This window comes from Pseudomonas sp. AC242, assembly GCF_979258655.1.
Genome location: NZ_OZ409873.1, coordinates 3,769,292 through 3,783,170, shown reverse-complemented (window position 1 = coordinate 3,783,170; position 13,879 = coordinate 3,769,292). Strand labels below are relative to the sequence as shown.

The following is a 13,879-nucleotide window of genomic DNA, read 5'->3' as shown; positions in this document are numbered from 1 at the left end:
TATGCACAGTTATGACTATTGGCTGATCCTCGCGTTTTTCGCGGTGGTCCTGCTGCCGGCGCCGCTGCTCGGGCGCTTCTACTACAAAGTGATGGAAGGTCAGCGCACCTGGCTGACGCCGGTTCTCGGCCCGGTCGAGCGCGGTTGCTATCGCATCGCCGGGGTCGATCCGCAGGCTGAGCAGAGCTGGCAGAAGTACACGCTGGCGCTGCTCGCCTTCAACCTCGCCGGTTTCCTCCTGCTGTTCGCGATCCTGTTGTTTCAGGATCACTTGCCACTGAACCCGCAAAATCTGCCGGGCCAGGAGTGGACGCAGGCGTTCAACACCGCGGTCAGTTTCATGACCAACACCAACTGGCAGTCCTACAGCGGCGAAGCGACCCTCAGCTACCTGAGCCAGATGGTCGGTCTCACCGTGCAGAACTTCGTCAGCGCCGCCACCGGCCTGGCCGTGCTGGTGGCGCTGTGCCGTGGCATCGGCCGCAAATCGACGAAAACTCTCGGCAACTTCTGGGTCGACATGACCCGCGCCACCCTCTACGGCCTGTTGCCGTTGTGCTTGCTGTTGGCGCTGTATCTGGTCTGGCAGGGCGTGCCGCAGACGTTTGCGCAGTATGTGAACGCGGTGACGATGCAAGGCGTTGATCAAGTGATCCCGCTCGGCCCGGCCGCCAGCCAGATTGCGATCAAGCAACTGGGCACCAACGGCGGCGGCTTCTTCGGCGTCAACTCGGCGCATCCGTTCGAGAACCCGACCGCGTGGAGCAACCTGTTCGAAGTCGCTTCGATCATTCTGATTCCGGTGGCGCTGGTGTTCACCTTCGGCCACTACGTCAAAGACCTGCGCCAGAGCCGCGCGATTATCGCCTGCATGCTCGCGCTGTTCCTGATCGGTGGCGCGACTTCGCTGTGGGCTGAGTACCAACCGAATCCGACCCTGAACAACGCCGCCGTCGAACAGACCGCGCCGCTGGAAGGCAAGGAAGCGCGCTTCGGCACCACCGCCACGGTGCTGTGGTCGGTGACGACGACGGCCGCGTCGAACGGTTCGGTCAACGGCATGCACGACAGCCTCAACCCGCTCAGCGGCATGGTCGCGCTGGTCAACATGATGGTCGGCGAAGTGATCTTCGGCGGCGTTGGTGCTGGGCTCTACGGCATGTTGCTCAACGTGCTGATCGCGGTGTTCCTCGCCGGTTTGATGATCGGTCGCACCCCGGAATACCTCGGCAAGAAACTCCAGGCGCGTGAGGTGCAATTACTGGTGGTGACCCTGCTGGTCATGCCGGTCGGCGTGCTGGTGCTCGGTGCGATTGCCGCAGCGGTTCCCAGTGCTGCGGCGACCATCAGCAACCCCGGCCCGCACGGATTCAGCCAGTTGCTCTATGCCTACACCTCTGCCAGTGCCAACAACGGTTCGGCGTTCGGTGGTCTGAGCGCCAACACGCCGTTCCACAATCTGATGTTGGGCCTGGGCATGTTGATCGGTCGCTTCGGTTACATCCTGCCGGTACTGGCCCTGGCCGGCAGCCTGGCGATGAAGAAAACCGCACCGATCGGCCAGAACAGCTTCCCGACCCATGGCCCGCTGTTCGTGACCCTGTTGACCGTGACCATTTTGCTGGTGGGCGGCCTGACCTTCCTGCCAACCCTGGCGCTCGGCCCAATCGCGGAACACCTGAGCATGGGCTTCTAAGCCTTTCATTTTAGGAGCTGGATGATGAATATGCCCGCAATCAAACCCGCCGTCGTCAAGGCGCCGGAACAAGCGAAAACCGCGATCTCGGCCCTGTGGCGGCCGGCGCTGGTGCAAGCCTTCGTCAAGCTCGACCCTCGGCAACTGAAACGTTCGCCGGTGATGCTGGTGGTCGAACTGACCGCAATTTTCACCACGGTGCTGTGCTTCATTCCCGACGCCGACGTGCCGACCTTCGTCGCTGCGCAAATCGCCCTGTGGCTGTGGTTCACCGTGCTATTCGCCAACTTCGCCGAAGCCTTGGCCGAAGGTCGCGGCAAGGCCCGCGCCGACAGCCTCAAGGCTGGCAGCGAAGGCCTCAGCGCACGGCGTAAACAGGCTAACGGCAGCTTTCAGGTAGTGCCAGCGGCAAGTCTGCGCAAAGGCGATGTGGTGCGTGTCGAAGCCGGGGAAATGATCCCCGGTGACGGCGAAGTCATCGAAGGCATCGCGGCGGTCAACGAAGCGGCGATCACCGGTGAATCGGCGCCGGTGATTCGTGAATCCGGTGGCGATCGTTCGGCCGTCACTGGCAACACGCGACTGGTGTCTGACTGGTTGCTGGTGAAGATCACCGTCAACCCCGGTGAGTCGACTCTGGACCGCATGATCGCACTGGTTGAAGGCGCCAAGCGTCAGAAGACGCCCAACGAAGTGGCGCTGGACATCCTGCTGATTGGCCTGACCCTGATCTTCCTGTTGGTAGTCGTGACCCTGCAACCGTTCGCCCATTTCGCCAACGGCAGCCTGCCGCTGGTATTCCTTGTGGCGCTGCTGGTCACGCTGATCCCGACCACCATTGGCGGTTTGCTCTCGGCGATTGGTATCGCCGGGATGGATCGTCTGGTGCGCCTCAATGTGATCGCCAAGTCCGGTCGTGCGGTGGAAGCGGCGGGGGACGTGCATGTGCTGCTGCTCGACAAGACCGGCACCATCACCTTCGGTAACCGTCGTTGCAGCGCGGTGTATGCCGCGCCGGGTGTGAGTGGTCGCGAACTGGCTGAAGGTGCGTTGTTCGCATCCTTGGCCGACGAAACCGCTGAAGGTAAATCCATCGTCGAATACCTGCGCGGTCTGCACCCGCAGCCTGAGCCGGCGCTGGAAACCTTGACCGCTGTGCCGTTCAGCGCGGAAACCCGTTTGTCCGGTGTCGACTATCAGGGCCGCGTCTATCGCAAAGGTGCGGTGGACTCGCTGCTGAGTTTCCTCGGCCAGAAACGCGCCGATCTGGCTCCGGCACTGTCGCGGGAAATCGACAAGATCGCGCAGAGCGGTGGCACGCCATTGCTGGTGTGTGCCGACGGCAAATTGCTGGGCGCGATCCATCTCAAGGACGTGGTCAAACCGGGGATCCGCGAACGTTTCGCCGAACTGCGCAAACTGGGGATCCGTACCGTGATGGTCACCGGTGATAACCCGCTGACTGCCGCCGCCATCGCCGCTGAGGCGGGTGTCGATGACGTTCTCGCCGAGGCCACCCCGGAGAAAAAACTCGCGCGCATTCGTCATGAGCAAAACGACGGTCGCCTGGTCGCGATGTGCGGCGACGGCGCCAACGATGCCCCGGCGCTGGCTCAGGCTGACGTCGGCATGGCGATGAACGATGGCACCCAGGCTGCCCGCGAAGCGGCGAACATGGTCGACCTCGACAGCGATCCGACCAAGCTGCTCGACGTGGTGCAGATCGGTAAGGAATTGCTGGTGACCCGTGGCGCGCTGACGACGTTTTCCATCGCCAACGACGTGGCCAAATACTTCGCGATCCTGCCGGCGCTGTTTGCCTCGATTTATCCGCAACTGGGCGTGCTCAACATCATGCAGTTGACCAGTCCGCAGAGCGCGATCCTCTCGGCCATCGTCTTCAACGCCTTGATCATCGTTGTACTGATTCCGTTGGCGCTGCGCGGTGTGCGCGTGCAGGCGGCGAGTGCGGCAGCGTTGCTGCGGCGCAATCTGCTGATCTACGGATTGGGCGGGATTCTGGTGCCGTTTGTGGGGATCAAGGCGATCGACATGTTGCTCACGGCGCTGCATTTGGTGTGAGGCTGATATCGCAGCCCCTCACCCTAACCCTCTCCCGGAGGGAGAGGGGACTGACCGAGTGGTTTATCAGAGGTACATCGACTTGAAATACCGAGCCGAACTCAGGTTTTGAAAAGCACAGAGATCGGCCCCCCTTTCCCCTCGCCCCTTTGGAGTAGAGGGGACTGATTGAAGTGTTTGTGAGAGCTGCGTCGACTTGAGATACCGAGCCAAACTCAGGTTTTGAACCACACAGAAATCGGCTCCCTTTCCCCCTCGCCCCCTTGGGGGAGAGGGCTGGGGTGAGGGGGAAGAGATCTCCCTGATACCCCGCAAAAGTTTGCCCAACGAATTCGAGGATTTTGAAATGTCCACAATGATACGTCCGGCCCTGAGCCTGCTGGTGCTGATGACCCTGGTCACCGGCGTCGCCTATCCACTGGTGGTGACCGGCGTCGCGCAAGTCGCATTCCCCGCTCAAGCCAACGGCAGCCTGGTGCACGACGCCGACGGTAAAGTCCGTGGCTCGTCACTGATTGCCCAGGATTTTGTCGGCGATGCGTGGTTCCATCCACGTCCCTCCGCCGGTGCGTTTGCCACCGTTTCCAGCAGCGCGAGCAACCTGGCGCCGAGCAATCCGGCACTCGCCACGCGGGTGATCGACGATGCCAACAAATTGCAGGTTCCTGGTCAGGGCCCGGTGCCATTGGCCTTGCTGACCACCTCCGGCAGCGGCCTTGATCCACACTTGCCACCGGCAGCGATTGCCTATCAACTGGCGCGTGTCGCAGCAGCGCGAAATGTGCCGGTATCGACTCTTCAGCAACTGCTCGATGCGCATATCGAACAGCCGCTGGTGGGGCCGCCGGTGGTCAATGTGCTGGAGCTGAACATGGCCCTGGAAAAACTGTAGAAGATGATCGTTCCCACGCTCTGCGTGGGAATGCATCAATGGACGCTCCGCGTCCGCTTTGGTGGGACGCAGAGCGTCCCGGGCTGCATTCCCACGCAGAGCGTGGGAACGATCATCAGGAAGAGAGAACATCAAGCATGAGCGACTCCGGCCGCGCCGACGCGCTGTTAGCAGACCTGCCCCGTGACGGCCGTGGCCGGCTCAAGGTTTTCCTCGGCGCCGCCCCCGGTGTCGGCAAGACCTACGCCATGCTTCAGGCTGCCCACACGCAATTGCGCCAAGGCGTGAAAGTCCTCGCTGGGGTCGTTGAAACCCACGGCCGCGCCGAAACCGAAGCGTTGCTTGGCGGCCTGCCGCAGCAACCGCTGGTGCGCTCGGAATACCGTGGCGTGATGCTCGAAGAAATGGACCTCGACGGCATTCTCGCGGCCAGGCCGAAGTTGGTGCTGGTCGATGAACTGGCCCACAGCAACGCCCCCGGCAGCCGCCACGCGAAACGCTGGCAAGACATTCAGGAGCTGCTCGCCGCCGGTATCGACGTATTCACCACGGTCAACGTCCAGCACCTGGAAAGCCTCAACGATCAGGTGCGCGGCATCACCGGTGTGCAAGTGCGCGAAACCCTGCCGGACTGGGTGCTGCAAGAAGCCTACGAACTGCTGTTGATCGACCTGCCGCCGCGTGAACTGCTCGAGCGTCTGCGTGAAGGCAAGGTCTACGTGCCGGAACAGGCCCGCGCAGCGATCGATGCGTTTTTCACCCAGACCAACCTCACCGCGTTGCGCGAACTGGCGATGCAAACCGCCGCTGCGCAGGTCGATAACGATCTCGCTCAAGGCTATCGCCAGCTCGGTCAGGCCGCCCCGGCAGTGCGCGGGCGATTGCTGGTCGGCGTCGATGGTGATGCGCAAGCCGAACGCCTGGTACGGCATGCCAGTCGTGTCGCCCAGCGCCGGCATTTACCGTGGAGTCTGGTGCATGTCGATAACGGCAGCGTACGCGACGAGCAATCGCGCCTGCGCCTGCAAAGCGCTCAGCAACTGGCCGAGCGCCTCGGTGGAGAAGTGGTGTTGCTGCGCGCCGGTGAAGTGGCGAAAACCTTGGTCCAGCATGCTGCCGAGCGCCGTGCGAGTCTGGTGTTGGTCGGCCAGTCTCGGCCCAGTTGGCGTCGTCGACTGTTCGGCGGTGGCTTGGCGGCGCGTCTGTTGCGTCAGGCCCATGGGCTGGAAATCAACGTCCTCGACAACGATCATGAACACCCGCAGTCGCGCCCGCGAAACCCGCTGACACTGGTGTGGTTCGACTATGCGCTGGCGCTGGTTGCCACGGTGTTGGCCAGTGCGCTGGCGTGGGCGGTGTCGAGTGTGTTGCCGCTGCCGAATATCTCGCTGGTGTTCCTCGCGGCAGTGTTGCTGGTGGCGGTGCGCAGCAGTCTCGGTCCGGCGCTGGCCTGTGCGGCGTTGTCGTTTCTGACCTATGACTTTCTGTTCATCCCGCCGAATTTTTCCTTCGCCATCCAGCGCGAAGAAGACGTCCTGACTTTATTGTTTTTCCTGTTGATGGCGGCGCTCACCGGTAATCTTGCGGCGCGTCAGCGTCGGCAATTGCAAGCCTTGCGTGACACCCAGGAAGAAACCACCGAACTGCTTGACCTGTCGCGCAAACTCACCGCCGCCACCGATCGCCAGGCCGTGGTCAGCGCCGCCGCGCAACACCTCAACGGCTGGAGCGATCTGCAGTTGTGCCTGCTCAATCGCGATGGCCAGGGCGGCTGGAAAATCGAGACCGGCGGGCCGCTGGAATTTACCGAGTCCGAACGCGCCGCCGCCGATTGGGCCTGGCAGCACGATCAACCGGCGGGCATGGGCACCGGCACGTTGCCGTTCGGACGCTGGTGGTGGTGGCCGCTGTCGGTCGAGGATGGGCCGCTGGCGTTGCTTGGCGTGTGTGCCAAGGAAGGCCAGACCTTGAGTGGCCAGCGTCGCCGCTTGCTCACCGCGTTGAGTCAGCCGCTCGCCCAAGCGCTGGCGCGCGCGCAGTTGGCCGATGACCTGGAAGCCGCGCGCCTGCACGGCGAGACCGAACAATTGCGCAGTGCGCTATTGGCGTCGGTGTCTCACGACTTGCGCACGCCGCTGACCGCCATGCGCGGCAGCATCGACAGCCTGTTGGCCCTCGGCGAAGCGATCCCGCTGGAGGATCGTCGTGAACTGCTCGAAGGCACCCGTGATGAAGCCGAACGCCTCGACCGCTACATCCAGAACCTGCTCGACATGACCCGGCTCGGCCACGGTGCGTTGAAACTTGCGCGGGACTGGGTGTCGCCCGCCGATATCGTCGGCAGCTCACTCAATCGCCTGCGCGCGGTATTGGCGCCGCTCCAGGTCAGTACCGATGTGCCGAGTGAGTTGCCGCTATTGTTCGTCCATGCCGCGTTGATTGAACAGGCATTGGTCAATGTGATGGAAAACGCAGCGCGTTTCTCACCTGTTCACGGTCGTTTACAACTCAGCGCGGGAGCGAATGACGAGGAGATTTTCTTCTCGGTCAGCGACGAGGGGCCGGGGATTCCCGAGGATGAACGGGCGAAGATTTTCGACATGTTCTACACCGCAGCCCGTGGTGATCGCGGGGGGCAGGGCACTGGCCTCGGCCTGGCAATCTGTCAGGGCATGGTCGGCGCGCACGGCGGTCGCATCAGTGTCGCCGACGGCATCGACGGACGCGGCACCTGCATCACTTTGCACTTGCCGTTGCAAGCGCAACCGGGGATGGACAATGAAGCCTGATGCGGACTGCGCTAATCTCTTGCCACTCTTTTGTGTTGATGTGAATTCATGAGCCAGACCGCGACCATTTTGGTCATCGACGACGAACCGCAGATCCGCAAGTTCCTGCGCATCAGCCTCGCTTCCCAGGGCTACAAAGTGCTTGAGGCCGGCACCGGTGCCGAAGGCCTGGCGCAGGCGGCGCTGAACAAACCGGATTTGCTGGTGCTCGACCTCGGCCTGCCGGACATGGACGGCCAGCAAGTGCTGCGCGAATTTCGCGAGTGGGCCACGGCGCCGGTGTTGGTGTTGTCGGTGCGCGCCAGCGAAGGGCAGAAAGTCCAGGCGTTGGATGGCGGCGCCAATGACTACGTGACCAAGCCGTTCGGCATCCAGGAGTTTCTCGCCCGGGTCCGCGCCTTGTTGCGTCAGGCGCCGACGGGGGAGGCGCAGCAGGCGGCGTTGAGTTTCGGCCCGTTGACCGTGGATCTGGCCTATCGGCGGGTGCTGCTCGACGGTGTCGAAGTGGCGCTGACTCGTAAGGAGTACGCAGTGCTGGCGCAACTGGCGCGGCATCCGGGGCGAGTGATTACCCAGCAGCAATTGCTCAAGGATATCTGGGGGCCGACCCACACCGAGGACAGCCATTATCTGCGGATTGTGGTGGGGCATTTGCGCCAGAAACTCGCGGATGATCCGACGCGGCCGCGGTTTATCGTGACTGAGGCGGGGGTTGGCTATCGGCTGTTGAGTGACAACACTCTTTAGCCATTTGTTGTCCCGGCAGACGCCATCGCTGGCAAGCCAGCTCCCACAGGTTTTTCAGCTGTGATTGAAATCTGTGTATCACCTCGATCACTGTGGGAGCTGGCTTGCCAGCGATGAGGCCCTTAAAGACTGCGGAAAACTTCAGGGCTCTCTGCTCTGCTCACTGTCATACCGATCCAGCGTATCCCGCGCAATCTCGCGCCCCAACGCGATCAGCTCCGGCGCCTTGTAAAACTCGAAAAACCGGCACACCCGCTTCGGCACGTTGATCAGGATGTCCGGCGGATACCCAGCGATCTTGTACTGCGCCAACGAGGTCTGCATCACCTCGAAACTCTGGTTGATCAAATCCAGCAGCGACGCCGGCCCGACGTTATCGATGATGAATGAACCGGTCGCCGATTTCGGCGCGCCTTCACGCTCTGGCGCGGCGGCCGGTTGCTGGCTCTCCGGCTCGGCGCCGTCCAGCCAGGGGTTGATGTCTGCTGCTTCGGCACGCAACGCTTCCTGCTCGAGACGCAACAGTTGCTCGGCCTGTGTACGGCGGAACGGCATCTTCGATCCCAGTGATCTGATCAGGTTGTCGAAGCGTGAGCGGAACGCGGCGGGGCGCTGGATCACCGGCAGTTTGTAGTGACGCTGGTTGGTCGAGTTGAGGTTGACCGCAATGATCAGATCACAGTGACTCGACACCACCGGCACGATCGGCAACGGGTTGAGAATGCCGCCGTCGACCAGCATGCGATTGCCTTGCATCACTGGCGTGAACAGACTAGGAATCGCCGCCGAGGCGCGCATCGCCTGATGCAGGCAGCCTTCCTGAAACCAGATCTCCTGTTGGTTGGTGAGGTCGGCAGCGACCGCGGTGTAGGGGATGCGCAAGTCTTCGATGTTGATTTCGCCGACGATCTTGCGGATCTGGCCGAAGACTTTTTCGCCGCGAATCGCGCCGAGGCGGAAACTCACGTCGACCAGGCGCAGTACGTCCAGATAGTCGAGACTTTCGATCCAGTTGCGGTATTCATCGAGCTTGCCGGCGGCGTAGATCCCGCCGACCACGGCGCCCATCGAACAGCCGGCAATGCAGGCGATTTCGTACCCGCGTTTCTCGATCTCTTCAATGACCCCGATATGGGCATAGCCCCGGGCGCCACCGGAGCCCAGTACCAGCGCGACACGTTTTTTTTTCATCCAGCGTCCTCCCGACAAGGTTCCACAATGCACCCATCGCCGGACCGGCTCAATCGCCGAAGTCGTTCAGTGCGCCAGTGACGTCGTTTTTTCGCTCCTGCATGACCCTTCAGCGCTATCCTTCTCAGTTGCGCGGTTTCACCCGCCGGCAAGGCACTTTTTCGCAGCCAGGCCGTCTTACCTGCACGATTGTTGACCTATTTGAGGTGTGAGTGATGAAAGCCTGGATCTGTGTGCCGTTGATGGCTCTGGCATTGGCCGGTTGCGCCGGTAAAACCGCTTACCGCGACAGCTGCGGCAGCCAGCTCGACGCGGCCTGGCATGAGCTGGATCTGGCCAAGGCCGAAGGCTTTGCCGGCACCGTCAGCTACTCCAAAGCGTTGTCGCTGCTGACTGCCGCGAAGACTCAGCAACAATTCGAGGGTTTCGAAGGCTGCAGCAAGAAAGCCGAGAAAGCGCGTTTCTACATTCGCGAATCCCGCGCCGGCCGCTAAGCTGCTGACGTGAAGCAAGGAGGCTGCGTTCGCTGGGCAGCAGAATGATCGTCAGAGCCATTTGAATCAGGAGCAAGTGATGTCTGCGTTGGTTGACCGGTTGGTGGCTCATGTCCTGAGTCTGGAGGTGCGGCTGCTGGCCTGTCAGGCGCGATTGACGGCACGTACCGACCCCGAGGCGCTGCACGATCTGCGCACTACGGTGCGGCGCTTGCGCAGCCTGTTGCGGCCATTGCGCGGCTTGCCCGGTGTCGAGCAACTGGAAGATGCCGCCTCGGCGGTCGGCCAATTGACCACCCCGTGGCGTGATCGCGAGGTGTTGGCGGCGTACCTGCTCGCGCATGATCAGCCTGAAGCCGCGCAACGCCGCATGGCGCAGATGGCCGAGGCTTATCCGGCGCTGGCGGCGAGTGCCGAAGTGGCCTCGCTGCTGATGATTCTCGACGCGTTCCCGCGATTTCTGCGCGCCTCACAGCGTCAGGGCTTGCTCAAAGGTTTGGACAAGCGCATCGAGAAACGCCTCGGCAAGCAATGGCAGAAACTCGACGAGGCGCTGCACGATCCCGCTCACGATCGTCACCGCTTACGTTTGCTGATCAAGCGCGTGCGCTACGGCATCGAAGCCTATCCCGAACTGGACCGCTTGCCCGAGGCGGCGCTGGCGCGATTGAAGTCGGCCCAAGGCGCGTTGGGTGACTGGCACGATTGCTGGCAGTGGCTGGCGAAAGCCGAACTGGAGGCGGATCTTCAGCCCTGTGTCGCCACTTGGCAGGCGACCATGATCAAAGCCGAAAGCAAAGCTGATCGTGTGCTGGAAAAACTCAGTTCAGCCTGTTTCAAATAACCTGAGCCCCGCGATATCCCCTGCAGGAGCTGCCGAAGGCTGCGATCTTTTGATCTTGTTGTTAAAAATCAAAATCAAAAGATCGCAGCCTTCGGCAGCTCCTACAGGGTTTTGTGTCTGTATTTGAAATACGCTAAGGCCTTTCTGTCAGCCCATTTGACCGGAATAGACGCTGCGGCGCTGTGCAGGTCTGGTTAAGATCCCTGCATTCCTTTTTCGTTTTTTGAGGTTGCCATGCGCTTTAGCGATCTGCTCGAGGCGGTCCGCCGCCAACCAGAATTGACCATTCCTGCCGAATGGGGCCAGGGGCGTGCGAGCTTCGGTGGTCTGGTGGCTGCGCTGCAATACGAAGCCATACGCGCGAAGGTCCCGGCGGATCGCCCGGTACGTTCGCTGGCGATCACCTTTGTCGGCCCGGTCGAGCCTGAAGTCCCGGTGAGTTTCGAAGTGGATGTACTGCGCGAAGGCAAGGCCGTCAGCCAGGTCATGGGCCGGGCGATCCAGAATGGTCAGGTGGTGACCATCGTTCAGGGTAGTTTCGGTGCCTCTCGGCCGTCGGAGGTGGCAGTCGAAGCGTATCCGGCGCCGTCAATGAAACACTGGGATGAATGCCAGGAATTACCCTATATCAAAGGCGTGACCCCGGAGTTCATGCGTCATCTGGCAATGCGCTGGAGTGTCGGTGGGATGCCGTTCACCGGCACGCAATCGCGGCTGATGGGCGGCTGGGTGCGCTTGCGTGGGGATGTCAAAGAAGAACCGGTTAACGAGGCACATCTTCTGGCCTTGGTGGATGCATGGCCACCCGCGTTGTTGCCGTATCTGAAGAAGCCTGCACCCGGCAGTACGCTGACCTGGACCATCGAATTCGTTCAGCCGCTACGCGACTTGAGCACGCTGGACTGGTGCCAATACCTGGCCGACATCGAGCACGCCGCCGATGGCTACGGCCATGTCGCCGCCAAGCTGTGGAGCGCAGAAGGTGAGCTGATTGCGATGAGTCGCCAGACCGTCACGATCTTCGCCTGACTCAGTGCCGACGGTGGCGTTCACGCCAGGCGCGCCACCAGCCGCCGCTGAGAAAGAAGCGCGGGAAGGTCAGGAACTGCTCGACCAGTAAACGCGAGACGGCATCTTTACGATCACTGAACGGCTCGGAGGCTTGCGCCTCCAGGCTGTGGCCATGACGCTGCAAACCCAGCGCCGCGACGATACCGATCACGCCGATGGCCACACTGGCCAGACTCAGGCTGAACACCCCGGAGACGATCAGCAGAAACGCGACGATGAACAGCGGCACGGCGATCAGGTGCAACACCAGATTGGTCGGATGCTGATGATTGCCCGGGTACGCGCGCCATTGCCACGCGGGAAGGTTGGGGTGACGTTTGCCCATGTTTTCTACTCCTCGATCCATGTTGAACTCATGGTTGAAGAATAGGCCCGGGCGCGGAGGGCGGCGAATCAAGGTTGGCTATTGGCATCATAGTAATGATGGACAAAAAAGATCGCAGCCTTCGGCAGCTCCTACATTGAAATGCGTACACCTGTAGGAGCTGCCGAAGGCTGCGATCTTTTGATCTTCAGAGCTTCAACTGACCTATTGCCTTGCTCAACTCCCCAGCCAACGTCGCCAGCTCATTACTGGTCGTCGCCGAATCCACAGTCTGCTGCACGGTGTTCTCGGTCACATCACGAATACTCACCACCGCCCGGTTCATCTCTTCAGCAACCTGGCTTTGCTGCTCCGCCGCCACGGCAATCTGCGTATTGCTTTCACGCATCTGCGCTACCGCTCCGGTGATTTCCGCCAGCGCCTCGCCGGCCTCTTGCGCCTGCTGCACGCAATCGTCGGCCTTGTACGAACTCTCCTGCATGAAATCCACCGCGTCGCGAGTGCCCGCCTGCAAGGCCGAGACCATCGTGGTGATCTCGTCGGTCGAGGTCTGCACGCGTTTCGCCAGATTACGCACCTCATCGGCGACCACTGCAAAACCCCGGCCCATCTCACCGGCGCGCGCCGCTTCGATGGCCGCGTTCAGCGCCAGCAGGTTGGTCTGCTCGGCAATGCTGTGAATCACGCTGACCACGCCGTTGATCTTCTGACTGTCCTCGGCCAGCCGTTGAATCATCTCGGCCGTCTGCTGCACGCCGCTGGACAGCCCGGCAATCGAGTGCTGCACCCGCGCGACCACTTGCTGACCGCTGCCGGCGAGGCCATCGGCGGTCTGCGACAAGTCGCGGGTGGCGCCGGCGTGCTGGGCGATGTGATAAACCGTGGCGGTCATTTCATTGATCGCGGTAGCGGCCTGATCGGTTTCGCTCTGCTGGCCGAGCATACCGTGGCGCACCTCGTTCATGCTCGACGCCAACCGTGCCGCGCCGACATCCAGTTGCCGTGCGGTGTTGGCCACTGTGGTGACGACGCGCTGGTAACCGGCCTGCATCGCGTTGAACGCATTGGCCATCTGCCCGACTTCGTCTTTGCCTGCCAGTGGCACACGAGCCGAGAGATCGCCGCTTTTCTCAACGTGAAGCATGACGTCCTTCAAGGTGTTGAGCTGGCTGAGCAGAAAACGGATCAGCAGTTGCGAGGCACACAGCATGGCGAACATCAGGATGAACACCGCCACCGCATAGTTGGCGAAACGCTCGCTGAACACCTGACTCAGACTCGGGCCGTAGGCAATGACCGCAACTTGCTGGCCATCGGCGCGACTGAACACTTCGGCGCCCATCAGCGGGTTATCGCCGAACAGCGGCAGGTGATTGATCTCGTTCCAGCCGTTGCTTTCCGTGATTTCCAGCAAGGGCTGATCGTTCAGGCGCGGTGCTTCGCCGCGCTTGAAGGTCAGCACCTGATCGGCCTTGGGCAATGCCTGCCCGGCCGGCCAGGCCTTGAGCAATTGCGCCTGGGCTTGCGCCGAGGCCTGTGATGCGTGACTGCGCGCCTGTTGTTCGAGCTGCACGGCGTACAGCACCAGCAAAAGGGTGGTGACGAAGGCGACCGCATTGACCGCCCAGAATTTGTATTTCAGCGAGATATTGCTAAGCCAGGCACCCATGGAGGTCTTCTCTGATAGCGGAAACAGTTTTGGCAAGGTGCCAGCATTGTGCCGCTATGCAGATATAGACATTTTGATG

Annotated in this window: 11 protein-coding genes; 8 read left to right on the top strand and 3 right to left on the bottom strand. The window is 61.7% G+C overall.

The window, feature by feature from the left end:
* Position 1: 1 nt before the first annotated feature.
* The 5 genes from kdpA to ACZZ0A_RS16910 all read left to right on the top strand — a co-directional run bounded on the left by kdpA (position 2) and on the right by ACZZ0A_RS16910 (position 8,206).
* Entirely contained in the window at positions 2-1,696 is a 1,695-nt protein-coding gene (gene kdpA / locus ACZZ0A_RS16930) for a potassium-transporting ATPase subunit KdpA (protein WP_007908510.1), read from the top strand.
* Between the two features lie 24 nt (positions 1,697-1,720).
* A complete protein-coding gene (gene kdpB / locus ACZZ0A_RS16925; RefSeq protein WP_095112937.1) occupies positions 1,721-3,778 on the top strand; it encodes a potassium-transporting ATPase subunit KdpB in 2,058 nt (685 codons plus the stop codon).
* A gap of 346 nt (positions 3,779-4,124) precedes the next feature.
* Entirely contained in the window at positions 4,125-4,670 is a 546-nt protein-coding gene (gene kdpC, locus ACZZ0A_RS16920; RefSeq protein ID WP_007908524.1) for a potassium-transporting ATPase subunit KdpC, read from the top strand.
* A gap of 137 nt (positions 4,671-4,807) precedes the next feature.
* The gene (locus ACZZ0A_RS16915) at positions 4,808-7,459 is read left to right on the top strand and encodes a sensor histidine kinase (RefSeq protein WP_007908532.1); all 2,652 of its coding nucleotides are present in this window, start codon (positions 4,808-4,810) and stop codon (positions 7,457-7,459) included.
* Between the two features lie 48 nt (positions 7,460-7,507).
* Positions 7,508-8,206 carry a response regulator gene (locus ACZZ0A_RS16910; RefSeq protein ID WP_007908541.1) on the top strand — a complete coding sequence of 233 codons (699 nt, stop codon included), beginning with the start codon at positions 7,508-7,510 and terminating at the stop codon, positions 8,204-8,206.
* A 141-nt stretch (positions 8,207-8,347) separates the two neighbouring features.
* Here the strand turns inward: ACZZ0A_RS16910 and ACZZ0A_RS16905 are convergent, their stop codons facing one another.
* Positions 8,348-9,397: a patatin-like phospholipase family protein gene (locus ACZZ0A_RS16905; RefSeq protein WP_007908542.1), complete on the bottom strand. Its 1,050-nt coding sequence runs from the start codon at positions 9,395-9,397 to the stop codon at positions 8,348-8,350.
* 215 nt (positions 9,398-9,612) lie between these two features.
* Between ACZZ0A_RS16905 and ACZZ0A_RS16900 the strand changes: the two genes are divergently transcribed.
* The 3 genes from ACZZ0A_RS16900 (at position 9,613) to ACZZ0A_RS16890 (ending at position 11,764) form a co-directional block, all read left to right on the top strand.
* Complete coding sequence (locus ACZZ0A_RS16900; protein WP_007908543.1) at positions 9,613-9,891, top strand: hypothetical protein; 279 nt, start codon at positions 9,613-9,615, stop codon at positions 9,889-9,891.
* A 79-nt stretch (positions 9,892-9,970) separates the two neighbouring features.
* Positions 9,971-10,735, top strand: a complete 765-nt coding sequence (locus ACZZ0A_RS16895; RefSeq protein ID WP_007908544.1) for a CHAD domain-containing protein — start codon at positions 9,971-9,973, stop codon at positions 10,733-10,735.
* A 234-nt stretch (positions 10,736-10,969) separates the two neighbouring features.
* Positions 10,970-11,764: an acyl-CoA thioesterase gene (locus tag ACZZ0A_RS16890; protein WP_463543486.1), complete on the top strand. Its 795-nt coding sequence runs from the start codon at positions 10,970-10,972 to the stop codon at positions 11,762-11,764.
* A gap of 1 nt (position 11,765) precedes the next feature.
* On the opposite strand, the gene ACZZ0A_RS16885 is transcribed toward ACZZ0A_RS16890, so the two are convergent.
* Positions 11,766-12,131 carry a DUF962 domain-containing protein gene (locus ACZZ0A_RS16885; protein ID WP_007908547.1) on the bottom strand — a complete coding sequence of 122 codons (366 nt, stop codon included), beginning with the start codon at positions 12,129-12,131 and terminating at the stop codon, positions 11,766-11,768.
* A 187-nt stretch (positions 12,132-12,318) separates the two neighbouring features.
* Positions 12,319-13,800: a methyl-accepting chemotaxis protein gene (locus ACZZ0A_RS16880; protein WP_463543485.1), complete on the bottom strand. Its 1,482-nt coding sequence runs from the start codon at positions 13,798-13,800 to the stop codon at positions 12,319-12,321.
* Between the last annotated feature and the right edge of the window lie 79 nt (positions 13,801-13,879).

Excerpts from the sequence above, each read along its gene's own strand:
- ACZZ0A_RS16915 (WP_007908532.1), top strand. The coding sequence starts at position 4,808 with ATGAGCGACTCCGGCCGCGCCGACGCGCTGTTAGCAGACCTGCCCCGT.
- ACZZ0A_RS16900 (WP_007908543.1), top strand. The coding sequence starts at position 9,613 with ATGAAAGCCTGGATCTGTGTGCCGTTGATGGCTCTGGCATTGGCCGGT.
- kdpC (WP_007908524.1), top strand. The coding sequence starts at position 4,125 with ATGTCCACAATGATACGTCCGGCCCTGAGCCTGCTGGTGCTGATGACC.
- ACZZ0A_RS16895 (WP_007908544.1), top strand. The coding sequence starts at position 9,971 with ATGTCTGCGTTGGTTGACCGGTTGGTGGCTCATGTCCTGAGTCTGGAG.
- ACZZ0A_RS16885 (WP_007908547.1), bottom strand. The coding sequence starts at position 12,131 with ATGGGCAAACGTCACCCCAACCTTCCCGCGTGGCAATGGCGCGCGTAC.
- ACZZ0A_RS16905 (WP_007908542.1), bottom strand. The coding sequence starts at position 9,397 with ATGAAAAAAAAACGTGTCGCGCTGGTACTGGGCTCCGGTGGCGCCCGG.
- ACZZ0A_RS16910 (WP_007908541.1), top strand. The coding sequence starts at position 7,508 with ATGAGCCAGACCGCGACCATTTTGGTCATCGACGACGAACCGCAGATC.
- ACZZ0A_RS16880 (WP_463543485.1), bottom strand. The coding sequence starts at position 13,800 with ATGGGTGCCTGGCTTAGCAATATCTCGCTGAAATACAAATTCTGGGCG.
- ACZZ0A_RS16890 (WP_463543486.1), top strand. The coding sequence starts at position 10,970 with ATGCGCTTTAGCGATCTGCTCGAGGCGGTCCGCCGCCAACCAGAATTG.
- kdpB (WP_095112937.1), top strand. The coding sequence starts at position 1,721 with ATGAATATGCCCGCAATCAAACCCGCCGTCGTCAAGGCGCCGGAACAA.
- kdpA (WP_007908510.1), top strand. The coding sequence starts at position 2 with ATGCACAGTTATGACTATTGGCTGATCCTCGCGTTTTTCGCGGTGGTC.